Below are 24,067 nucleotides of genomic sequence, written 5' to 3' on the forward strand. Positions count from 1 at the left end.
CCTGTGTGAATGCTATTGGTTTTTGCCATAAGCATAGCTGTAGTAATAGCTGTGCTTGTTCTTCTTGCTTTGCTGCATATCGTTAATCACAATGCCATCAACGTTTATATTTGCTTTATTCATCTGTTTGATGGCATAAGCCAGCTGTCCTTCTAATGGATCGTCGTATTTGGTCACCATCAGTACGGTATCTGCATAATTCGATAGTATTACGGCGTCTGATGCGGCCAGTACCGGTGGCGAGTCGATGAAAATATAATCATAATGGCCCTTCAGATCCGCCATCAATTCACTAAACCTATCACTAGCAAGCAGCGCTGACGGATTGTGGGCATTATGGCCTCGAGGGATGAAATCGATATTATCTATAGGGGTGGTATGAGTGATACTAGATACTGAATCGGCTTCTTGAGTGAAATATTCTGCTAGACCTATATTCTGCTCTACAGCAAAAGTACTGTGTAAATTGCCCATCCGCATGTCTGCGTCTATAATGAGAATTTTTTTGTCCAGATGAGCAAACACTTCTGCTAAATTGGCACAAATAAACGACTTACCAACATTAGGGCTTTCACCAGTGATGAGGATCACACTGCCACGGGTATGGTCCGCGCCAACGGCACGAGCCTTGCCTTGCGCAGGTAGACCGAATAGTAGATACGTTCTTAGGCTTTTGATCGCCTCATAGCTCAAGCTGTTGTGATCTATATAAGTCAGTAGCCGATCAGTCGATTTTTTGCCTTTAGCGAGTCGCTTTAACGACTTTGAACGAGGAATGATGGCAAGCACTGGTACACCCATTCTAGCTTCCAGACCATTAGGGTCTTTAACAGCACTGCCAAATAGAGTTCCAAACAATACTGATATAGCGCCTAGCAGTACTCCTAATAGCAGTCCAATTGCTATTATTAACGGCTTATTAGGGGCAACAAGCGCATAGGTATTAACGGGCAAGTCAACAATACGGGTATAACCAATCTGGCCTGCTTTGACGATTTTTAATTGCTCATAGTTTTTGAGCATAGTGAGATAAATTTCTCTATTGATAGCCACATCTTCTGATAACTGTAAAAACTCTCTCTGTATTTCAGGTAAGCCTGTAACTGTGTTATCTATCACTCGCTTTCTATTATTTAATACTTTGAGCTGATCATTGATCTGAATAACCAGCGGATGCTCTTCCGTATAATAAGTGGTCAAATCTGCTTTTTTGAGCTTAAGCTCATTAAGCTGAGTGTTGATCTGAGCGTTCTCCGTTAATAGCAGCTCAGCTTCTCGGCCCACATCAATAGTGCCGTACTTTTCACGAAAATTATTAAAAACGGCTTCTGAGGTTTCAAGCTTTTTCTTTAAGGCAGGAATTTGAGTTTCCATGAAGGCAATGGTCTTAGTGGTCTCCTCAGAGCCTCGAGATTCACTTTGGTCCACATACGATATAACGATTTCTTTTAAGATTGAGCTTACTTGTTGCTGGTTGGAACCGGTTAAAGACAGCTGAATAATACCGGACAAATCCCCTTTTTCTATCACCGTTAACCGACTGTTTATCTCATTGGTCGTGAACTGTATTGACTGCTTAGTGATAGCAATAGGCTGTTGACTATTAGGTAGATCTGCCACTGTGATTTCAATACTGCCGGCGGCACCTATAAATTTTTGCGGCTGGTTAAACTGACCTTTGAATTCATCCAAGTTATTACTTAATATAAAGCCGGTAGCCGATCTTACTAACGTAAAAGACTGATCGAGATAATCTGGCGCCACATCAAACTGAGTGACTTGTGCGCGTCCATTTTCAGTCTCTAACGCGGCCCCTGCAGTAGTATTCACTTGGGTATCGATTCGATCTTTTGTTATGCGATCTACAGAGCTGATGGTAGGATCACTCAACCGAATTTGTAAGTGTAGTAAATTCACAACGGGGTCTAATACCATGCGTGACTTTATAAGCTCGGTTTCTGCTTGAGACTTACTGTCCTCTTCTTCGATCAGTTTAGAGATATTTTCACCAAGACCTGAAATCCCTTGTGATTTCTCATTCACTTGTATCAGTGCCTCGGACTCAAAAATAGGCGTCACATAGCGGCTATATAAGATCGCTACTGCCAATCCCAATACAACAAAGAACAGCATAACTTTCCAGCCACGCTGCAATAATTTAAGCAAGCCGACTAAATCGAGCTGATCACTGCCTTGCTCACTGGTAGATTCTGGTAGCTTTTTTGAGTCTGTGTTCATAGGTATACTCGCCGCTTAGCTGATTTTTTCTGCCCACTGCTCAAGATCATTAATAATGCCTTGTTTGGCAGTCTCAAATACTGACTTGTCCTGCAGATAGGGATCTGCACTGTCTTTCTTAATTCAATGATTGGCTCTGAAAATCTTACTGCGGTGATAGTGATACTAACTTTCAAGCCATTTGCTTTGATCGACTGACCCAGTCAGTATTAAATATCATGACAACAACCTCTTTAGAGACCAAAACTTCTAATTGCCGACGAAGAGGGTAATAACGAATTGATAATACGATTCCAACGGGTCAAGCCAGTCGGATCAACATACACTATGTCATTGGGTCGCATCTCAAAACGATTGGCTAATGGAAAGCTGGTAATCGTTTGCATGTCCACATAATAGATGCTGGTACGCGGGTAATTAGGGTGGTCGCGAACGATGTATACTTTGGCAGCGTTGGCGGTATTGGCGTTAAGACCGGCAGATTCCCCTAATACTTGAGCCAAATTCAGTCCTTGCTCAAGAATAGGCACAGGCGCGACTTGTCCAAACTCACCTAAGACATATACTTTATTGATGTCTAGGGTATTGACATGGATTGAGTCGCCATCTTGTACATAAATTTGATTGGCCGATGAGCCTATCTGCCGAAGTGAGGATAGGTTTATGTTGTAACTGGTCCCTCTGCGGTTCAATACGATATTGTCTGAATCTCCGGTAGCGGTTACGCCACCTGCCATAGAAATGGCGCTATAAAGAGAAACTGGGGCGTCGGTGATATTAAATTCGCCCATTTTACTGACTTCACCATCAACAATAAATTTATTGCCGCGATAGTCGATAACTTTTACTTGGGGATCTGAATATTTAAGATAGCGTTGCAACTGCCCGCGTAGATTTGCGGTAAATTGCGGGACGCTCATACCACTGGCTTTAATACGACCTATTAGAGGAATTTGAACAAAGCCTTGCTGATCGACTGTTAAACTGGAAGTGGAGGCATTGATGTTTGGATACTCGACAAGGACAACATTGAGAACATCCCCTTGAGCAATGCGGTAATCCACTCGGGTAGAGGTTCTTACTAGGCGTGCTAAGTCACTACTCGGTTGAACCACTTGCTTAGGCGGTAGCGTTGCCAAACTTAATGGCTGTACGTCAAACTGTATGCCATTCTCTGCAACAAACGAGCCACTGGGAGGCAAGTCGCCAGATTGTATGCCTGAACTAATACTGGCACAGCCACTAACTGAGACCATAAAAAAGAAGCATACTGTACTCAGTAGTCTTGGGGACTTATGCATAAGAGTAAGACGCTTATTATCCATAGTATTGACTCCACATTAGATTCGTTTATAAGGATGCTTTGGTTGTATATATCTGTTAAAACGAATTAATTAAAAATATATATTACAAAAACAAATCAACTAGAAACATATATTCATAAAAATGAATATATAGTTACTGAATATACACATGTCTTAGATACAATACAATACTGATGAACTTTTATTTTTAACAAACGGTAGATTACTTTAGTTGACTTGCTTTAAAAACCTTACCTTCATTCATGTTTTATCTATATGCACTAAGGCTTGACGGTTCAAAACCTAAGCACCCTATTAATAAAAAATAAATCACAAATAAGTTTCGTTAATTCACGAATAGAGAGAAAGTAGCCGTGTTATGAGCTTGATGACATAGGGAAATAGTGTTTATGGTTTTATTTTCGGCTGTCATACCCAGCTGTTTAAATCAGTTGAAGAAGTAGGTTTTAATATCTTTTATAGTCAAAACTAAATAAAACGGATACACACATGGATTTGGATAACTGGAAAAAATTTTTCTAGCTTGCTGTGTGACTTCGTCACTCCAGAGGCTTCGAAAATTTCTCCCAGCCATACTGTATTCGTCTTAAAGTGGCTCATATATACCTTAAGTCGTCCAGCCCTACTACATACCACATCGTAGTTTTTGGACGCTTTTAGGTTTAGCACATTTAGAATAAGTCGCCGTCGATGGAAAATATGACGGTATGAAAATATCAAGCCACAAAAAAAAGGCCTATTGAGTGTTCAATAGACCTTTTTCGTGCATTTGAGAGATATGAATCTAATAAGATTTTAGCTCTATTCCCACTGCTGCCCCGATATCACTTGACTGGGTATCAGAATCTACGGCCCAAAATCTAGTAGTTACTAGCGCTTGTGGTCGTAACTGATGTTCCCAAGCCACATCAATAGCCGTTAGCGTATCGGAATCTGGAAAGGCCTGATTGATGGGTTCATCCGCTTGATTTACCTTAGCGTATTGCAGCTTAGTATTAATAAAATTACGATTATCAAGCCACAGTCTACCACCAACCGATACACTCTCAGCATCACCGCCTAACGCATGACCTAGAGGATAGCCTTGCTGATAGTAGCCATCGGTATATAGGAAATGGTCATAAGATATCCCACGCGATTCACCACTACTACGAGTATCCGCATATTCGGCATAAAGCTGATAGGGCTTACCGTAAATATCAGCCGCATAATCTGCACCCAGCAGGTACATATTCTTAGCCGGTAGTCCTCCTGCTTCATCCTCACCCACATACTGAGCATAGACACCTGCCGGCACGTTGATTAACGGCGCTAGACTCAGACGCGCATCAAAGCCAGCAAGTTGATTGGCAGGATCATCGTCAGTATTACCAGCAGTAGCCTCGTTATCTCTGGTTCCTAGAACAGCGTCACCAAAGGAGCTAAAACTCTCCGGTCTACCCTCTCCGCCCCACATAAAGGTACGAGAAGCACCAACTTCTAACCAAGGCCATGGACTAGCAGTAAGACGCGCACCAAAAAGCTTGGCATCTGGTATGGCCTCATAGTCATCTAGCTGACCCGCAAACAGCTGATACTGCCAAGGGCCTACCCAAGATAGATATTGAGAAGTTGGCGCACTTTGCTGATCACGCTGCATAGTGATGCCGGTGACTGGAATGCTGGCATCGCCTCGAATGAGGCTACCGTCGTTTCCAGGACCCCACCATGCTGGAATCTTACCCGCTATCAGCCATTGATTGGCAGCCGTCCCAGCAATGTAAGATCCTTCGAAACTAACATCACTGTTGTCATCAATCAGCTCATCATTCTTTAGGTTGGCTTGTAAGTTAAACTCCCAATCCCTTTCGCTAAGTCCTAACTGTACGCTAGCCTGCTGTCCTGCCAGTTGATCATCTGCAAAGGTTTGTGGCAGCTGCTGGCGGTCTGTCTGAGCGTATAAGCCTACAGAAGCGCTAACCAGAGACTCACGATTTTTAGCCAGCTTAGTCTGTACAGACTGTAATACTTGCTGTTGCGCAGGCGTTGCAGCATCAGCAGAAGCCAAAGCACGCTTAATCTCATTGGCAGTCAAGGGCCAAGTGCTGGTACTAATCTGGGTCACACCTTGAGTATTGAGCCAGTCAAGGTCTGCTTTGAGTTTAAGATCATTCATATACAGGTTCTGTGCGCTGGCAAGTGTACTCACCATACCAAAGCTCAATAAAATACTGATTAGACTTAAAGGGGCTAAACGGCGGTGGGACAGTTGCTTGCTCATAGTGGTTTACTCATAATCTAGGGTATGAAACAGATAGGTTATTAATTCGATAGTTTACCGCGAACCAAATCCTGTCAGCGTGGTATGAATGGTTCTAAAGAAAATCAGTAAGTCCAAGGTAAATGAAATATGCTTGATATAATAAAAATCATATTCAATTTTTAATTGGGTTTCTTCTGCTCCGGTAGCATAACCTTGGTTGACCTGTGCCCAACCAGAGATGCCGGGCTTAACAATATGACGATAATTAAAAAAAGGCACTTGTTTTTCAAGTTTGACCGCAAAATCAATAAATTCAGCCCTAGGACCTATTAAGCTCATTTCACCTTTAATAACGTTAATAAATTGAGGCAGCTCATCAACTCTAGTCTTACGAATAAACTTGCCCACCTTAGTGATTCGATCATCACTATCGACCGTTAAGATTTCTTTCGCATTTTCGCGCATACTACGGAATTTATAAACTTTGATGGTTTTCCCACGATAGCCCACTCGTGATTGAACATAAAAAACCTTACCCCCATCTTCACGCTTAATCGCTATAGCAGTCAATAGACAGATTATAAGGGTAAATGGCAGTAATATCAGGATGAGTAAGCAGTCAAAGTAATGCTTGATTAACATATAATTGTCAGAAGGTAGTAGAGAGCCTAAGTCATTCTCATACATATGATTGATTCGAACTCTACCGGTTAAGGACTCACGAATGTTACGATGATGATACACAGGAATGCCTTGTAAGGTCTTATTCGCAATAAATTCCAGCCAGTCATCAGTCAAATCATAACTATGAAGGTCTGTTACAATACCATTAACATCTTGCTCTAGATTAATCGTATCTAATTTCAACCAATTAGCTGATGGTACTTGTTCTGGCATATCTATTGCTCTACCTACTGGAATATAGGCGAGCATTTGAACTTCATAATGACGATTGATTATATTAATGATAAAAAGGTAGCTTAATAAGAAAAATCCACTTAAGCAATAATATATTAAAGAAAAAGGCAAAGGAATTATTTCAGCTAGAGTAAAAATTACAGTAAACCAAAAAAGAAATACAGGTATTATGTATGAAGTGGAAGTAATACCTGGGAACCGACGTATTAAGTTCAGGGTGAATAAAGTCGATAAAGCGAGCATGCCACTTATAAAAATATTAAAAGTGTTGGCTTTGTTAAACCCTTGAGTCAGGTAGTTCCAATCAAAAAATAAGTAAGGAATCCAAGTACATACTAATAACCCTACGAATAGCTGAACAGGCAAGAAGCGCAAATACTGTAGCGTTTTTCTATTGAACATAATTAGAGTCTTTCATTCGTCGATACAAAGTACGTTTGTAAATTTAGCAATTATAACTTATCAAGAGTACGAAAAACTATACTATTGTAGTAGGTTAGCAATTTAGATAAAGGAAGTGCTATATAAAAAAACTATAAAAGATGGCAATCACTACTGCTGATAGATAGACAAATGCTGATCGACCACTTGTTCAATTGAGAACGCCCTTTCTGCCAGCTGACGCCCTGCCGTACCCATACGTACTCGAAGAGCAGTCTCTGTGACCAGCTTTTCGATAGCATCAGCCAACTCATTGGGGCTCTTGACGGCTACTAACAAACCCGTTTCATTTGCTTCTATGGCATCACGGCAGCCGGGTACATCGGTTGTAACGACCGCTCGTCCGCAAGCAGCGGCTTCAATTAGGACTTTAGGCAAACCTTCACGATAAGAAGGCAATACCACCAAATTAGAATCTCTAAAAACAGCCGCCATATCTTTTTGGTAGCCCATAACAGTTAAATTAGGAATAGACTGCCAGTACTCAGTATCTGTGTTTTTAGCACTAGTGAGGTTACCTGGGTCTAGATCCCCCACTATCTGATAACTTGCTACTATTTCCTTGTTATTCAAAAGTTTAATAGCTTCGATATACTCAGTTAGGCCTTTATCAAACAATAAACGAGCAGCAAAAGTCACCACTGGTTTGGACGTTAAATTCTCAGGGAAAAAACTAAAAGCCGAAAGGTCTATACCGGAACCGCGAATTAAGACGGTTTGCTCTGGTTTGACCGCTTTAAGATCTATAAACATCTGCTTGTCATCAGGATTTTGAAAAATCACTGTGGTCTTTTTTGAGCGTAAAGCAAAGCGATATAACCACGTGCCAAGCTTACGCTTTAACTGTGCTTTAACGCCTTCAGCTAAGAATAAAGTCCCTAAACCTGACACAGCAGCAACGACTTTTTTCACAGGGGTAAATCGAGCAGCAATTCCACCGTATACAACGGGTTTAATAGTGACTAAATGAAGAACATCAGGCTTAACCTGTGTTAGCAGTTTCCAAATGGCTAATACACTCATCGCCTCACTGAACAGACTACTACCACTGCGCGATAGTGGAATTTTATGATGAATAAAACCCATATCAGTAATTTCTGTGACTGCTTTACCGTCTCTAGTCGCTACCTGTACAGTATAACCTTGTTCTTTAGCAGCCAAAGCGATAGGCAAACGATGAGATAAGAAAAACCAAGGCTCATTAACGATATATAATATTTTCAATTTAGGTCCTACCCACTTTATCGTGTGTTACTGGCTGATTCGTCTGAGAAGGTCGTTTTTTTTTCGTATACAGCTTTTGAACATTACAATCAGCACAGACAAACAATACATAAATCACTACGAATGCATAACGATAACGGACAGCAGTACCATAATTGGCCACAACCAAGCCATAGACAGACATACCTAAAGCCATAAATAGCAACCAAAAAGCCAGCTTATCAGGCCGTTTTTGCCAAGCTTGTCGGGTTATTAAAAATAAAATAGCCAGTACAATTAGGTTTTCAAATGACTGCACAAACTGTAAAGCACTGCTTGCTTCCCACGGTAAAGGTTTAGATAAGAAGTACAGTGCTGATGTTAAACCTTGAAACACAAAGTCGCCCACGCCTGATATAACGCTAATATTTGCTGGATCACCACCATCCTCAACAAACATAGACACTCTAGCACTGTTGACTATGGGGATAGCAATAGGGGCAGAGAGAATTAAGGCAGCTAAGCCAATAGCACTAATAACCAAGGCCTTAGTTAGACCCATACCTTTCCTAGCAACATCAAATATGAAATATAATAAAATAATCGGTCCCAAAATGAAGAAATTTTGAAATTTAATTAAATATACCGGAACGATACAAAGCACACTTTTAATAATTTTAGACTCACGCGCATAGACTATGGTCATAATCATAAAGAAAAATATCAAGGTTTCTCTTAAACTTAGCGCTGTATATAAAGCAGCACTTGGAAATAATAAATAAAACCATATAGATACATTGGTAAATATTTTTTTCACATATAGAATAAGGAACAAAATTATATATAGAAAGGTGTTGTAAAACCCTAAACTTATGATAGAAACAGGCGTTGGGAATGGAATTAATGCAAGCAAAGCGCTAGCCTGCAAAACGTTTCCTGGATCAGTTAAAGCGTCAAGAAAACCTATTTCACCACTTCTAATGTAGTTAACTCCACGCCAGTATTTAAATTGGTCCGGCATATAAGAAGCACTAAATAAGACATCATTTAAAATAAACGGCAGAAAGCTATGTAGTACCAATATAACTTGATACTTACGAGGAACGTTAAATATATACCCAGCCGATAGTATCAACAATAAGCATATGAGTAGGCTCGGTAATTCAAACAATCTAATGCCTAAAAAACCATAGCTATAAATCCAACTCAAGTCTGACATGCACTGTCTCTATAATTTGATACGATTTAAAAAATCTGAATTTAAGGCTTTTCTTTTTCGGTATTTCATCGATGATTTGCAAGTTAGTCTTTGGCTGCGACTCAAAGTGCTCTGCTAAAGTCGCTATACTATTAGCTAATTATACAACTTAAGATAAGCTTCAACATTCGCACTTAATGAGTAATTGTCAATGATACGCTCACGTGCGGAGGCTCCAATACTAGAACGTTCGTCATCACTTAAGTCCAAAGCTTTATCAAGTGCTTGTGCCAACAGTATATTATTGTTGGGCTCAACAAGAAACCCTTCTGAGCCAACGACTTCACTGACACCGCCACAATCAGTTGCCACAACAACACGCTCACAAGCCATAGCCTCAGCTACAACAAGCCCAAACCCTTCCCAAGCTGATGACAAAACAAAAAGATCACTAGCTGACATTAAGTCTGGAATGTCTCGACGTATACCTAAAAACTCAACAAAACTAACAATTTCTAATTTTTTAGCCAACAACATGAGCTCTTCTCTGAGAGGACCATCACCAGTGATTAGAACCTGAAAGTCTTGTCGTTGTTCTTTTAAGAGAAAGATAGAGTTCAATAGGTTATGGTAGTCTTTTTGATAATTTAAACGACCTACAGCCAAAACTACTTTTTGATTAGTAATATGCAATTCAGTACGCTTTTTTTTGCGAGCTTCTCTATCAAAATAAAACTGGTTAATATCTATACCATTCACAACGCTTATCATACGACCTGGTTTAACAGCCCCTTTTTCTACGAGAGTATCTACCGCTTCTTGACTAACATTGGTTGATATATTAGTTAATTTGTCAGTTGAACGATAAGCTAACATTCTAAGCCGACCGCCTTCATTTGTATTGTGTGAAGAAGACACAATTTTAGGAACGTTTATAGTTAAGCGAAGTAATCTCGATATGATATTCGAGTGAAACATATGACTATGCACCACATCAGGTTTGAATTTGTTAACTACACCTCTTAACTTAATATAAGCTTTAAAAAAATCTTTAGGACTATTGATGCCAACTGATATTAATTCTATCTCAGGACTCTTTGGCGACACTATAACCTCACCAGTCAAATAAGCGATTTTCACTGTATGCTCTAAATTAACCAACTCATCAGCTAGATTCGCCACAACATGTTCAGCACCACCCATACCTAGACCAGTAATCACTATTAATACTTTCACTTAGCTTACCTTTTAATTTTTTTAAAACTTATCAATAGGAATATTTAAACTGGAAACAAAATTACTCCATGAATAGCGCTTGCTCAATATATTCTGATTTTTAGTGAAGTTAGAATGTGCTATTTTTTTGTTTTCGAAGGATTGTATAATCGTATTAGCTAATGCATCAGTAGACTGTTCTTCTACCAAGTAGATCCCTTCGCACTCCGAAAGCATTAGCTCTATATTTGTATTCACTCCGGATTTACGGCTAAATGAGATTATTTGCAATCCTGATACACAAGCTTCTAAGATGGTTTGACCGAATGACTCATATCGTGATGTCATTAAGAAAACATCAGCCATCTTGTAGAAATCTTCAGGACTAGTAGTTGAATTAAACAGCAAAACCCTATCTTTTAAGTTATTCTTATTAATTATATTTTGGTATTTTTCTCGCTCAGGTCCTGAACCCACTAAAATAAGCAAATAGTCATCAGGTAACAATGTCATAGCTAATATAACTAGATCAAATTGTTTTACCTCACTAAAACGTCCAAGTGCTAATAGCACTTTTTTATTTTCAGAGACATCATAAAATTTCTTAAGTTTATTCCTTTCTTCCAAGTCAGGAATAGAAAATCGATTTAAGTTAATACCAGGATTGATTATTTCTGGTGATATGAGTCTCAAGCTTATCTGCCTGACTTGATTAAACATACTTTCAGAGAGCACATAGACATCTTTTGAAAGTATAAGTGCAAACCATTGTAGTAAGAATTTTATACTATCTCTGCTTAACTCTTTCAAAGAGGATTTTGATCTTGCTCCTTTTTTAGAGTAATAGCTTACTTCAGGCGGAATGTATTTGATACTTTTCACACCAGTCATTGCAGCTACTATTACAAGGAAATAGTTTCTTGATATGATAAATGAATATTTATTCTCATTGGTTAATTTTTTAAGGACCTTTCTTGAGTTTAAAATATTCTTAAAGAAAGAAAACTTACCATATTCATAGTTATAGCGATATACTTCTGTTCTATCTTCTTTGTAGATAAACTCTAAGTTAGTATCATCCTCATTATTTTTATTACTGCAAAAAATATCAACTTTATAGCCATTACCAATCAGCACTTTAGATATTTCAGATAATGAATTTTCAACACCACCTATATTAGGCTTATAAAGAACATTCATTAAGAGTATTTTTTTCATAAAAAAACCATCTTAAAACTTTTTGGTTATTTTTTTTAAGTGCTCTTTTATAAATATGTTTTGAGGAATATTTGATAAATACACTATAGCTTATGGAGGGATATCTTTTTTTTAACTTTTGAAAGTTATTTAAATCTTTTGAGCGAGCATACTGATATAACATATTAGCAACCATCTCTTTAAAATAATTACGCTCATCAAAATCGCTAATTTTATCGAAGTTAATATGATATACATATGTGCTTTCTAAGTTTTTACTTAAATTAGTCCTATTTTCCGCTTCAACTCTATATATTGCAGTTATAACAGAGCTTTTTACAATACTATAATTACGTGCTAATCTTACCCATAAATCTGTGTCTTCTCCACGATTCATAGACTCATCGAAAAATCCTACGTAATCAAAACAAACCTTATGGACTATAATTATATCAGTACATATTAAACTTTCTTTTAAAGCCTCTTTGAAATAATTTTCAATTTTAAATATACATTTTTCACGAAGATGGCTGTATACATTTCTTCCATCAGAGTATTTAAAGGAAGTTACGTATACCTTTTCATCTGGGAACGCATGCATCATTTTATTTATTTCTTCAAGATGATTTTTTTTCCATAAATCATCACCATCTAAAAAAGCAATCCATTCATTACGAGCTGTTTTTATACCGCAGTTACGTGCTGCCGACACACCTTGATTTGGCTGGCTAATCAAGCGAATCCTATCATCGCTTATACTTTCAACAATTTTGGAACTATTATCAGTAGAACCATCATTTATAACGACTATTTCAAAGTCTTGATACGTTTGATTAAGCACGGATTGTATTGTATTTTTTATACTAAGTTCTTTGTTATATAAAGGAATGACTACAGAGAACATATTAAATAATCACTCCTGTAAAATTCAACTCAGACTTCTTTTTCATTTCACATATTTTTTTTGGATAAATGTAGTTACTCTGATCGTTTAATATATTTATAATAGTATTGGCTTTTTCTGTTGGGTTATATTCACTATCAAACAACCTCAAACTTTCATCATAATCAATATTATCCAGGAAGTCCCCACACTTTCTATGGTATTCATTTAACATAAAAGGAGTGTCTGAAAAACAAGCGAAAATAGCAGCATGTAGACGTGTCGATATTATAAAATCGCATGATGATATTTCATTCCATGTTGCTCGCGTCTCTTTGTTGTAATTTATTATTTCATAGCTATTAGGTGACACTTTCCCTATCGTTTCTCGTGTCAATTGTAAATCACCTACTATTGGGTTACCATTTATAATAAAAAACTTAAAGTGTATATCTTCCTTTTTATTTAAAATCTTCAAGAGGCTAATGATCTTAGCATTTCTCTTATACTCATTTTCAATTTTATTGTCATCAACGATACTTTCAAAAGGGCAAACACTTATGCCGACAACTTTTTTATTATTTAATAAAAGCTCTTTTTTCTGCACTCCATAAATTTCTGGAAGTAACGCGGCTAAGTCAAAAGCATTCACTGGTTTGTAAGGTAAATCTAAACTTGTTAAAAAGTCAAAAGATGCTTGGTCTCTGACCGCTAAAAAATCTATATTTTTCAAATATTCGACCGTTGATTTTTCATCTTTTATAGTTTTAAACGGACCTATGGAAACCCCAATACCACCAATCCTAATTTTCGAATTTTTTTTCTTACGTTCAATAGCAAGACGTTTAATATTATCAGCCTGTAGCTCTCTGCTCATTGTTGAACCACCAGCTGAAATCAAATAATCAGTTGATGAGAGTAGTAGCTTTTCTTGTAAACGATATGTTTTCGGAATACTGAGTGGGTAACCTCTTATATCTTTACACAATACAGGAAGACCCTTTTTTCTTGATAGAAATATACTATTACTTTTATGCCAGTATTTTTCGGCTCCCCAAGAAGCCACTTCCAAAAAAGCGTCATCACCTGTATTTTGTTGTCCATAATAACCTGTGAATAAAATTTCAGATTTTAAAATATTCTTATACATTATAAAACAAACCTTATTAGAAGCTGGTTGACCATATATGAGCCACACTATCCTTTCGAGCAGGAATAATAGCAATATTAATTAAAAAAATTTTGGTGCTTTTCTGAACATTTTAACAATCATCTATTTACCCATTCGCTAAAATCTTAGTTTAGTAACTAATTTCAGACTTTGATATTTTAGTTACAACCTTCTTTCTTTCCAATGGCGTAAAAGATAATGAACAGTCCTCGATTTTAGTGATAACGAGTAAGTAACTTGTTTGACCCTTGTAGCCAAAGTAACCTTTGAAGTCAAATAGCCTATATTCGATTCAAGATAACCTGTTGTAACTATTTTAGGGTATAAAACGACTGTACTTTCATTCAGACCTTTTTCTTTAATACAAAATGTATCGGCTGTATTCTGAACTTTTTCTAGATTGTCTTTAACGAGCTGTCTAGCACCAACAAAGTCAACGATATATGCGTAAGCGCCTGAGACATGTCCATCTACAGGATATTTGAAAAATAAAAAACCAAGACCAGAGCAATTTATATCAAGGCGCTTTTTAAGATTGCCCTTAGCTAAGTTATACCCTGGAAAAGCAACATGTAATGAATGTTTCTGCATAAGCTTAATTGTATTTGTTATTTTCTTTTTAAAATTGCTAGTAAGTACCACATCATCTTCAAGAATCAACGTATAGCCAGTCTCAAAATTAGAGGCAATCAACTGAGCTCTTCTGTGGCTATCGGCGCACGCGAGTGCGTTTTTATTTATTGAATGGTGTAAGTTATTATAATAAACATATTTAACTCTATCTCCTATGTTATTTTCTATCCATTCATCAGTTAATGATGGTCCTTCTGTTGCCTCTAAAAATTCATAAGGAATACCCAAACCATCTAATTGCTTTGATATTCTAGCTCTACGTTCTGAAGATGCTTTAAGATTAATAACTAATATATTTAAACTTAGGTTCATTTTTATGCTCAATCTAGTACAACGATAAAAAACTATCAATTTTAAAGGATTTTGAAAATTAGCATTGAACTATTGGAAAAATAGCGTTCAATATACTGTTCACTTATTAATACTGGAACAAACTGAGGCCGATGTTTCCCTATCTAGGTATGCTTTTAGAGACTCTAATATTAATTCTTCATTGTATAACTTATCTGGTAAGGTGGCATTTTTAGCTATAGTTTTATAGTCAAGACTTTTAACATCTTCCAATCTAGCTCTAACATGTGACACTTGTGATTCATCTAGAGTAGAGAAGAAGTCCTTAAATTTAAAGTCATCACCTGCCAAGTTATTATCGAAAATCTCTAACCATACCCATGGGATGTTGTAAGCCTGTGCAATTATAAGACCATGTAATGATGTAGAAATACAGACAGATGATGAGCTAATTGAACCTACGACTGTTTCCATATCTTTTTGTACATCTATAATTTTTAAATTATTTTTATCAGTAATATTTTTTAAAAAATGTGATTTATGTGAGTAATGAGGACAAATACCAATCTCTTTTGAACCACTTACTGAAGGTTTATAAAAGAATGGTAGTATTAGAGCAGGATCGCCATAAACACTCGGATCAGGAACATTTATACCAGCTTCTAATAAAAGGTTAGCAGTCTTCCGGCCTCTGACTGATAAAATCTCTGGGTTGTATTCTTTAAGTTCTTTCATCTTTTCATTTGTAGGCTTATACATCAGTCCACTGCCCCATACGACCATATCTTTTCTATTGATCATTTGCATTATGCTGCCAACAGCCATAATTCCAGGATATCGTGAATCATTAATATTTAACACTGGCTTACCAGTTATCTTGGAAACCAAATACGGGCCAACAACATCACCAAAATTAGGCGTGTCATCAAAATAATACATTGGTACCAACCCTTGTATATTTTTATTCTTATGATCAATGCGCGCTATACCATTGTTGAAATATAGGCTTACCGATTTGTATTTTTTTGAATCGTTTATATAACTTAAAAATGCATTACGTACTTTTTTTGGAATCAGTGATTTTATTATCGGTCTGACCAGTTTGTTACGGTATAAAGTATTCACCAAAAGACTTATATCTTTCATATTAAGCTATCCAAAACTATTATTAATTACTGTTTATAAACCGTATCACGCTCAAAAACGATTAGTGGCAAAATCTATATAGTATATTTCGACGAACAAACATATATAAAAATCCAGGGTTAAAATTAACGGTTGAAGTTATGCTTTATCGGATAAAAATCGGTTGCCCTATTAGTGCTTTGCTACCCTACTTTTCTGCATCTTTCATATCATCATTAAAACAAGGTTTAGTAAAGTCAGATATAATCTTCTATCTCGCCATATCTATCAACGCAATTAAATAAAGACATAACGTTTCTTTTGATAATAATGTATGGTTATCGCATTATATACTTACCCTCTCACAGTTCTGACTTAAACCCTATCAAGGATAAATTAGCAGCTATATTCGGAAAATTATTTAAACAAACTATCCATGATATAGGTTGTATTAACTTTATGTTGAACTAGTTATATCACCTTCAGAATTCGTTTTTTTACCATATGAATCTTTGTTTTAGAGCGAACACTTGGGGAAGGTAAGATATGTTTAATAAAATAAGTCAACTTAGAATCAGAGAGTGCAAACCCATTAAGTATTTTCCTTCTCTTTCTATTAACTTCTATCCACTGAAGCAATTTTTTTTCATCCTTTACTGAAATTAAATTGTTAGCTTTAGCTAAATTACAATCAATTATATATTGTTGTGATATACAATCAACATCCATCTTTGCAAGAGAAAGAGCTCCAGATAAATTATTATCATGCCTTCTATAACAGATACCTATATCCGAAGAAATTGCAGTTTGCCCCATGATAAGGCCACGTATAATATAGGGAGTATCCTCTGTAATACTATTTGACTCTAAATCACCAAAGGTATCGTGTACCTTTTTTCTAAAAGCTCTTGATGCCCCACTAAAAGGAATTTCTTTCCCTGATACAAAATCATTCAAATCAAACTTTCTTATACCATCGTACTTTACTCTCTCACCACTACTTATTACATTACCAGCACCATCAATAACGTTGTCATTAAATGAGACGAATGTGACATTCTTGTTTTTAGAAAATATATCTACTGTATTTGACACCCTACTTTTTAGGGATATATCATCACCAGCTGCGACTACTATGATCTCTCCCTTAGCCATATTCACTAGTTTATTAAAATGTCTAATTAACCCTAAGTTTTCTTCGTTTTTATTTAAGATTATATTTTTTGTAGACAAGTAGCTTTTGATGGTAGCACATATTTTTTTATAGGTATTATCAGACGATGAATCATCAGATATAATGAATTCAATATTATTATAATCTTGCTCTAACAGTCCTTTAATAGCACTCTCAATAAACTGTTCATGATTATAAGCTAGGAGGATACACGTTACTAAAGGTTTCATTTTCACCACTATAATTAGTATTAATAATTAATAAGAATTATCATAATCAATTGTTTGATTAGACCATCTTATTCCTATGTATAAAATAAAAGTCATTCAGTACTAAAAAATTAAACTATATTAATTGAAAGCATTGATTGCATTAACAACTTTTTGAATATCGTTAAAGGTTATAGTGGGCCCTATTGGCAAACTTATGATTTGCTGATGAATTATTTCCGAGACTGGATAACTCTCTGTATTCCATTCTTTATATGCTTGCTGATGGTGGGGAGGTATAGGGTAGTGGACTAGGGTTTGAATCCCTTGTTCTATTAGGTGCTTTTGTAGGGCGTCACGCTGTTCGCAGCGTACTACAAATAAATGCCAAACATGGGATTCTTCACTTTGCCAGTTAGGTAGAATAATACTTGCATTGTTTATACCATCCATATAAGCCTTAGCAACAGCTCGACGCGCAGCAATCTCAGTATCTAAATGACGAAGTTTAGCACGCAGTACCGCAGCTTGGATTTCATCTAAACGACTATTTACGCCTTGGTATAGGTTTTCATATTTTTTATGACTGCCATAACTTCCCAGGGCACGCAATGTTTGAGCTAACTCATCATCATTAGTAGTAACAGCTCCTGCATCGCCTAATGCCCCTAGATTTTTGCCCGGGTAGAAGCTAAAACCACTTGCATCCCCCCAATTACCCGCTTTTTTACCGTCAATGCTGGCACCATGTGCTTGAGCGGAGTCTTCAAGTACTAATAAGTTATAGCGTTTGGCTATATCCATGATCGCTGGCATATCAGCTAATTGACCATATAAATGTACAGGTAAAATAGCCCGTGTTTTGTTGGTAATTGCAGCTTCGGTATTTTTGGGACACAAATTATAGGTTGCCAAATCAGGCTCAACTAACACCGGTACCAAACGATTTTCGGTAATAGCAAGAATACTGGCAATGTAAGTATTAGCAGGGACGATAACTTCGTCGCCTTCTTTTAATTTACCCAACTCTTTCCATGCTCGCATAGTAAGAGTCAGTGCATCAAGTCCGTTTGCAACGCCAATCGCGTGCTTGGCACCGCAGTAAGCTGCAAACTCTTGCTCAAAGGCACTCACTTCAGTGCCTTGTACATACCAACCAGAATCAATGACACGAGTGCAAGCGTTAACAAGCTCTTCACGGTATTGAGCATTAATGGCTTTAAGATCAAGAAAAGAAATATTAGTCATTATAAATCCAAAAAACCGACTTGCTGTTTAGTAATATAATCATAGATGGTCTTGCCAGACCAATCTTTTAGCATAGGATCTGCACCATGGTTGATAAGATACTTTATTACTTTATTGTCTTTATGCTTTAGTGAATAATCTTTTGCATACATAAGCACTGCTGTCCCACGATAGTTTCTATCATTTATCAGTGCTCCATTATCAAGTAGATAAGCTATCAGATCTACTCTTCCATAATATGCTGCAACAATGATTGGAGACCATCCCTTTCCATTCCTATCATTTACCCCTAAAATATTCACCATTTTTTTAGAAAAACTTTCCACATTCATTTTATTCATATTCTGGAGTATATTATCTAGATCATCAAAGTATAGTTTTACATCATAATCAACAGATGAAACTGAAAAATAATCAAGCTCTTTTGAAATTATAGTACCAGGTGGAAATACAGATTTATTGTTAGTTATTATTACATCCGAAATATCAAGCCCTTCAAATGTCAAAAGCTGATATGGTCGAAAACTAAACGCATAGACCTGCCTTTTGATTTGCCAAGCAGTTCTTTTAAAGTTGATTTTCAAGTTTTTATAGTCTATAGAACTGGCAGAGTAATAAGTAGATCTAATGGCTGATTGCTTTTTATAAGTTATGTTTTTATTTATAATTCTTTCAAACCATTCGGAAATTAACAGTTTAGCATTATCTATATACTTTCTATAACAATCTTGGCTTCTGTCACTTGCGTTTAAATCGAACACTCTTTGAGAAACTATATCACCTGTATCTATCCCTTTATCTATTTTGTGTAAAGTCACACCACTATTTTTATCACAAAACAAGATAGGCCAAACTGATGTATACATTCCTTTATATTCAGGCAACTTTGAAAAGTGTATATTATAAACACTTTCTGTAGAGAGCATAGCAGGCTTTATTAGCTGATCAAATTCTAATGATATAAAACAATCTATTTCAGTATCGTATACCTCATTGAGATTTTTAATAACTATATTATTATCCTTCGCGGCTTTAGACAATGATCGTTGCCATCCATCGACACCTAGGTCATTTTTATTTGGAATAACTATAATTTTATCTAAGTCAAAAAACTCCATTGCTAAAAATAGCCCATGAACTGCTATATCATTTTTACCTGCTATTACGATCATTTAACTACCTCTAAAAACTCATCATAATCACGAATATAATCACTTTCATCGTAATGTTCACTAGCAAGCACTAAAAGCACGCAGTCTTCACTAAAGTCATGCATTTCTCGCCATACTAAATCGCCAATGATTAACCCTTTAGTAGGTGAATCTAACCAAGCCTCTTCACGAGTTTTCCCATCGTCAAGGATCATACGACATTTACCAGTAATACAAATAGCAATTTGCTTCAAGTTATGATGAGCATGAAATCCACGCGCAACATTTTTTTGAGTTGCAAAAATATAGTAAACACGTTTAATTGGGAAAGGCACAGTGCTTTCTGTCTCTAAAGCTACTAAAGAGCCACGATCATCGCCTAACGGTGGAAATTCAACCCATTGTATTAAACTCATTATTACTCTTCCACTAGAGAAATCAGATACTGACCATAAGAGTTTTTGCTCATATTTTGACCAGCAGCTAATACTTGCTGCTTAGTCAACCAGCCATTATTTAGAGCGATTTCTTCTAAACAAGCGACTTTATAACCTTGACGCTTCTCTATAGTCTCAACGAACTGAGCCGCTTCTAATAAGCTCTCATGAGTACCCGTATCAAGCCATGCAAATCCCCGACCTAACAACTCTACACTTAGGTCACCACGCTCCATATACCTCTGGTTAACTGTAGTGATCTCAAGCTCGCCACGATCAGATGGCTCAACTTGCTTAGCAATATTGATCACATCATTATCATAGAAATAAAGCCCAGTGACCGCATAATGTGATTTAGGATTAGTAGGCTTTTCTTCTATCGAGATAGCACGTTTTTCATTATCAAACTCAACCACGCCAAAACGCTCAGGATCTTTGACTTGGTAGCCAAACACTGTTGCCCCTTTTTGACGATTAACGGCTTGACGCAGTAGCGGTGTGAATCCTTGACCATAAAAGATATTGTCACCCAGTACCAAGCAGACATTGCTATCGCCAATGAAGTCTTCACCTAAGATAAAGGCTTGAGCAAGACCGTCAGGACTTGGCTGTACAATGTAACTAATATCAATACCTAACTCACTACCATGACCTAATAGACGCTTAAAGCCATCAATATCATCAGGCGTACTGATAATAAGTACTTCACGGATACCTGCCAACATTAGCACCGATAATGGATAATATATCATCGGCTTATCGTAAATGGGTAATAGCTGCTTAGAGACGCCCTTAGTAATTGGATACAGGCGTGTGCCTGAACCACCGGCTAGGATAATACCTTTAGTATTCATCTACACATTTGCTCCTAATCTTTCGCCTTGATAACTACCATTTTGTACTCTTCTACACCAGTCAAGGTTGTCTAAATACCATTCAACTGTTTTGCGGATACCACTCTCAAAGCTCTCTTCTGGTGTCCAGTTCAGCTCTTTATCAATCTTACTAGCGTCAATCGCATAACGCATGTCATGACCGGGACGATCTTTCACAAAGGAAATTAAACTCTCGTAAGATTGCGAGTTAGCTTGTGGCTGTAGCTCATCTAAAATCTTGCAAATAGTTTTTACCACTTCAATATTCTGCTTTTCGTTATGCCCACCGATATTATAAGTCTCGCCTACGCGGCCTTCAGTAGCTACTTTATACAATGCCCGAGCATGATCTTCTACATATAACCAATCACGGATTTGATCGCCTTTACCGTAAATAGGCAGGGGCTTGCCATCTAGAGCATTTAAAATAACCAAAGGAATAAGCTTTTCTGGAAAGTGATAAGGGCCGTAGTTGTTAGAGCAGTTAGTAATAAGCGTTGGAAAGCCATAGGTGCGTAGCCACGCTCTCACTAAATGATCTGAACTGGCCTTACTAGCTGAATAAGGGCTACTGGGTTGGTAGGCAGTATCTTCTATAAATAGATGTTTATCTGCATCTTCTTGCTCACTAGGATGTGGCAGATCTCCATAAACTTCATCGGTACTAATATGGTGAAAGCGGAACGCTTGTTTGCGTTCAGTGTTTAACTCATTCCAGTAAGTACGAGCGGCTTCTAACAGAGTATAAGTGCCAACAATATTGGTTTGAATAAATTCAGCTGGGCCATCTATGGATCGGTCGACATGAGATTCGGCTGCAAGGTGCATAACCGCATCGGGCTGGTGTTCCGCAAATACGCGCTTAAGTTCTTCTGCATTGCAGATATCAATTTGCTCGAAAGCATAACGTTGACTGTCACTTACACTAATAAGCGACTCCAGATTACCGGCATAGGTTAACTTATCAAGATTAATGACGCTATCTTGAGTGTTGTTCATTATATGACGTATAACAGCAGAACCAATAAAGCCCGCACCGCCTGTAATCAATATTTTCATTTAAATTCCTATAAGGCATCTATTAAGCATGCTCTGCCATTTTTTTAAACTCTGTATTATGTTCAACCAGATGCTCATAAGTACCTGAGTCAACTATTTTTCCATGAGCCATTAAATAAATAACGTCACATTTCTGTACAGTCTTTAGACGATGAGCAATCATAATGATAGTCTTTTGACCACTAAACTCGTGTATAGCATCCATAACTATTTTTTCTGTAATACCATCTAGGGCACTAGTGGCTTCGTCAAATACTAAGACATCTGCTTCATGATAAAGAGCCCGAGCAATGCCAATACGTTGACGCTGGCCACCTGAAAGCTGGACCCCACGTTCACCTACTTTCGTACTTACCCCGTTAGGAAGTTCTTCAACCAGTTCGGTTAAATGAGCAAGTTTGAGTGTTTTGTTTACTTGCTTTATATCGATGTCTGCGGCAGGTAAACCAAAAGCAATATTTTCAGCAATAGACCCTTCACTTAAGAAAATACTTTGCGGTACGAAGCCTAAGGTATTTTGCCAAGCACGTTTGTTTTCAGCAGTAATGCAAGTGTCATCCATGTATAGATGACCGCTTTGCGGCGTTAGCAGGCCAAGTAATAAGTCAATTAGGGTAGACTTTCCAGAACCAGATGATCCTACTAGACCGACCACACTATTAACGGGAATAGTCATAGTGACCCCATTCACAGCCGGTCTTGATTTGCCAGGATAACTAAACTGTATGTCGCTTAAAGTAATTTGCTGCTTTAATTCTGTACGTATGGATAGCGTTTCTTTAGTAATAGATTTCTGGCTATCAACTGAGCTCTCTAAGTCTCCTTTAACGGCTTCAAACGCCGCTAAGCTTCCTTTAATTTGAGCGACGCTAGAATATATTTGTTGTAAGGCAGGCAGTAGTTTAAATGCTGCTAAAGCGTAAACAGCTAAAATTGGCAGTACTGCCCCTAGATTGCCGTCGTGCCACTTAATCAGTAGCAGTACCAGTCCAATCATGCTACCAAAGGCTATCAGCTCCATAAAATAGCGCGGTACTTGACTAATACCGGCATTTAATCCTAGAGCGCGAGCGTAAATCGTGCCACTTTCTTCAAAACGCTTGACGAAGTCGTAGCTGCGATTAAGCAGCAAGACATCTTTAATACCACCAAACCCTTCGTTCATTAACCTAAAGCGATCAGTAGAAACTTGAGATATCTTTTGGCCATTAGAGACTAGTTTCTTACGAACCAGCTTATAAAGTGAGAAATAAGCCAAAGCAAATATGAATAAACCGACTATAGCTATAACGGGGTTATAAATTATGATACTGACAGCTATGAGAACAGCTAGCACTACTTTTGCATTCATTCGCATCAACGGCTGTATTATTCCACTCGTTATGCGCATGGCTTCTGTAGATACTTGCTTAGTCAACTGGGCGCTACTACCACTGGCATGAAACTGCCAATCTTCTCGCATATAATAAGCATAAAGACGATCCGCAATTTCAATCCCTACACTAGCGCCATAGAGTGATAACTTCCAAGTGGTATACATAGAAACTATAGTAGAGATAGTTAAGGCAACAAGAACTAATAGACCCGTATAGAATACAAAATCCATAGGATTCGTCAAGCCGGACAGTTGGTATAATTCGGCAAAAATATTACTTTTTTCCAGTATAGAAATATCACCCACTAAAGCCATAAAAGGCGCTATAGAAGCAATACCTAACAACTCAGTAAAAGCCATAACCACTACCAGCACTTGCAGGATATAAAACTGTCTTACTTGCTGAGCTGAAAGCAATGAGAAAAGCTGCCTAATCATCTTAAACATATAAATTCCACT

19 protein-coding genes are annotated in these 24,067 nt (G+C 37.3%); all 19 read right to left on the reverse strand.

What is annotated here, in order from left to right:
- Positions 1 to 12 precede the first annotated feature (12 nt).
- Positions 13 to 2,238, reverse strand: coding sequence for a polysaccharide biosynthesis tyrosine autokinase (locus JMX97_RS02740; protein ID WP_201555120.1), 2,226 nt, complete (start codon positions 2,236 to 2,238; stop codon positions 13 to 15).
- 233 nt (positions 2,239 to 2,471) lie between these two features.
- Positions 2,472 to 3,563, reverse strand: a complete 1,092-nt coding sequence (locus tag JMX97_RS02745; RefSeq protein ID WP_227671596.1) for a polysaccharide biosynthesis/export family protein — start codon at positions 3,561 to 3,563, stop codon at positions 2,472 to 2,474.
- A 784-nt stretch (positions 3,564 to 4,347) separates the two neighbouring features.
- Entirely contained in the window at positions 4,348 to 5,823 is a 1,476-nt protein-coding gene (locus JMX97_RS02750; protein WP_201555122.1) for a capsule assembly Wzi family protein, read from the reverse strand.
- A 54-nt stretch (positions 5,824 to 5,877) separates the two neighbouring features.
- Positions 5,878 to 7,125, reverse strand: a complete 1,248-nt coding sequence (locus JMX97_RS02755) for a sugar transferase (RefSeq protein ID WP_227671597.1) — start codon at positions 7,123 to 7,125, stop codon at positions 5,878 to 5,880.
- 150 nt (positions 7,126 to 7,275) lie between these two features.
- Positions 7,276 to 8,388 carry a glycosyltransferase family 4 protein gene (locus tag JMX97_RS02760; RefSeq protein ID WP_201555124.1) on the reverse strand — a complete coding sequence of 371 codons (1,113 nt, stop codon included), beginning with the start codon at positions 8,386 to 8,388 and terminating at the stop codon, positions 7,276 to 7,278.
- A gap of 1 nt (position 8,389) precedes the next feature.
- Positions 8,390 to 9,586, reverse strand: coding sequence for a hypothetical protein (locus tag JMX97_RS02765; protein WP_201555126.1), 1,197 nt, complete (start codon positions 9,584 to 9,586; stop codon positions 8,390 to 8,392).
- Between the two features lie 135 nt (positions 9,587 to 9,721).
- Positions 9,722 to 10,801, reverse strand: a complete 1,080-nt coding sequence (locus JMX97_RS02770) for a glycosyltransferase (protein WP_201555128.1) — start codon at positions 10,799 to 10,801, stop codon at positions 9,722 to 9,724.
- 21 nt (positions 10,802 to 10,822) lie between these two features.
- Positions 10,823 to 11,998 (reverse strand): glycosyltransferase, encoded by a 1,176-nt coding sequence (locus JMX97_RS02775; protein WP_201555130.1) that lies wholly within the window; start codon positions 11,996 to 11,998, stop codon positions 10,823 to 10,825.
- Positions 11,964 to 12,881: a glycosyltransferase family 2 protein gene (locus JMX97_RS02780; RefSeq protein WP_201555132.1), complete on the reverse strand. Its 918-nt coding sequence runs from the start codon at positions 12,879 to 12,881 to the stop codon at positions 11,964 to 11,966. The genes JMX97_RS02775 and JMX97_RS02780 overlap by 35 nt, the downstream gene beginning before the upstream one ends.
- Position 12,882: 1 nt before the next feature.
- A complete protein-coding gene (locus tag JMX97_RS02785; protein WP_201555133.1) occupies positions 12,883 to 14,010 on the reverse strand; it encodes a polysaccharide pyruvyl transferase family protein in 1,128 nt (375 codons plus the stop codon).
- 183 nt (positions 14,011 to 14,193) lie between these two features.
- Complete coding sequence (locus JMX97_RS02790; RefSeq protein WP_201555135.1) at positions 14,194 to 14,976, reverse strand: glycosyltransferase family 25 protein; 783 nt, start codon at positions 14,974 to 14,976, stop codon at positions 14,194 to 14,196.
- Positions 14,977 to 15,075: 99 nt separating this feature from the next.
- Positions 15,076 to 16,101 (reverse strand): polysaccharide pyruvyl transferase family protein, encoded by a 1,026-nt coding sequence (locus tag JMX97_RS02795; protein WP_201555143.1) that lies wholly within the window; start codon positions 16,099 to 16,101, stop codon positions 15,076 to 15,078.
- 450 nt (positions 16,102 to 16,551) lie between these two features.
- Positions 16,552 to 17,484 carry a glycosyltransferase gene (locus JMX97_RS02800; protein WP_201555145.1) on the reverse strand — a complete coding sequence of 311 codons (933 nt, stop codon included), beginning with the start codon at positions 17,482 to 17,484 and terminating at the stop codon, positions 16,552 to 16,554.
- A 120-nt stretch (positions 17,485 to 17,604) separates the two neighbouring features.
- Positions 17,605 to 18,711: a DegT/DnrJ/EryC1/StrS family aminotransferase gene (locus JMX97_RS02805; protein WP_201555147.1), complete on the reverse strand. Its 1,107-nt coding sequence runs from the start codon at positions 18,709 to 18,711 to the stop codon at positions 17,605 to 17,607.
- Complete coding sequence (locus tag JMX97_RS02810; RefSeq protein ID WP_201555149.1) at positions 18,711 to 19,883, reverse strand: formyltransferase family protein; 1,173 nt, start codon at positions 19,881 to 19,883, stop codon at positions 18,711 to 18,713. Before JMX97_RS02810 ends, JMX97_RS02805 begins: the two co-directional genes overlap by 1 nt.
- A complete protein-coding gene (locus tag JMX97_RS02815) occupies positions 19,880 to 20,278 on the reverse strand; it encodes a sugar 3,4-ketoisomerase (protein ID WP_201555151.1) in 399 nt (132 codons plus the stop codon). Before JMX97_RS02815 ends, JMX97_RS02810 begins: the two co-directional genes overlap by 4 nt.
- Positions 20,279 to 20,280: 2 nt before the next feature.
- The gene (gene rfbA / locus JMX97_RS02820) at positions 20,281 to 21,153 is read right to left on the reverse strand and encodes a glucose-1-phosphate thymidylyltransferase RfbA (protein ID WP_201555153.1); all 873 of its coding nucleotides are present in this window, start codon (positions 21,151 to 21,153) and stop codon (positions 20,281 to 20,283) included.
- A complete protein-coding gene (gene rfbB, locus JMX97_RS02825; RefSeq protein WP_201555155.1) occupies positions 21,154 to 22,233 on the reverse strand; it encodes a dTDP-glucose 4,6-dehydratase in 1,080 nt (359 codons plus the stop codon). It abuts the gene before it with no gap.
- A gap of 22 nt (positions 22,234 to 22,255) precedes the next feature.
- Positions 22,256 to 24,055: an ABC transporter ATP-binding protein gene (locus JMX97_RS02830; protein WP_201555157.1), complete on the reverse strand. Its 1,800-nt coding sequence runs from the start codon at positions 24,053 to 24,055 to the stop codon at positions 22,256 to 22,258.
- Positions 24,056 to 24,067 lie beyond the last annotated feature (12 nt).

The sequence above is a fragment of the Psychrobacter sp. 72-O-c genome, from assembly GCF_904846605.1.
Lineage (GTDB): Bacteria > Pseudomonadota > Gammaproteobacteria > Pseudomonadales > Moraxellaceae > Psychrobacter.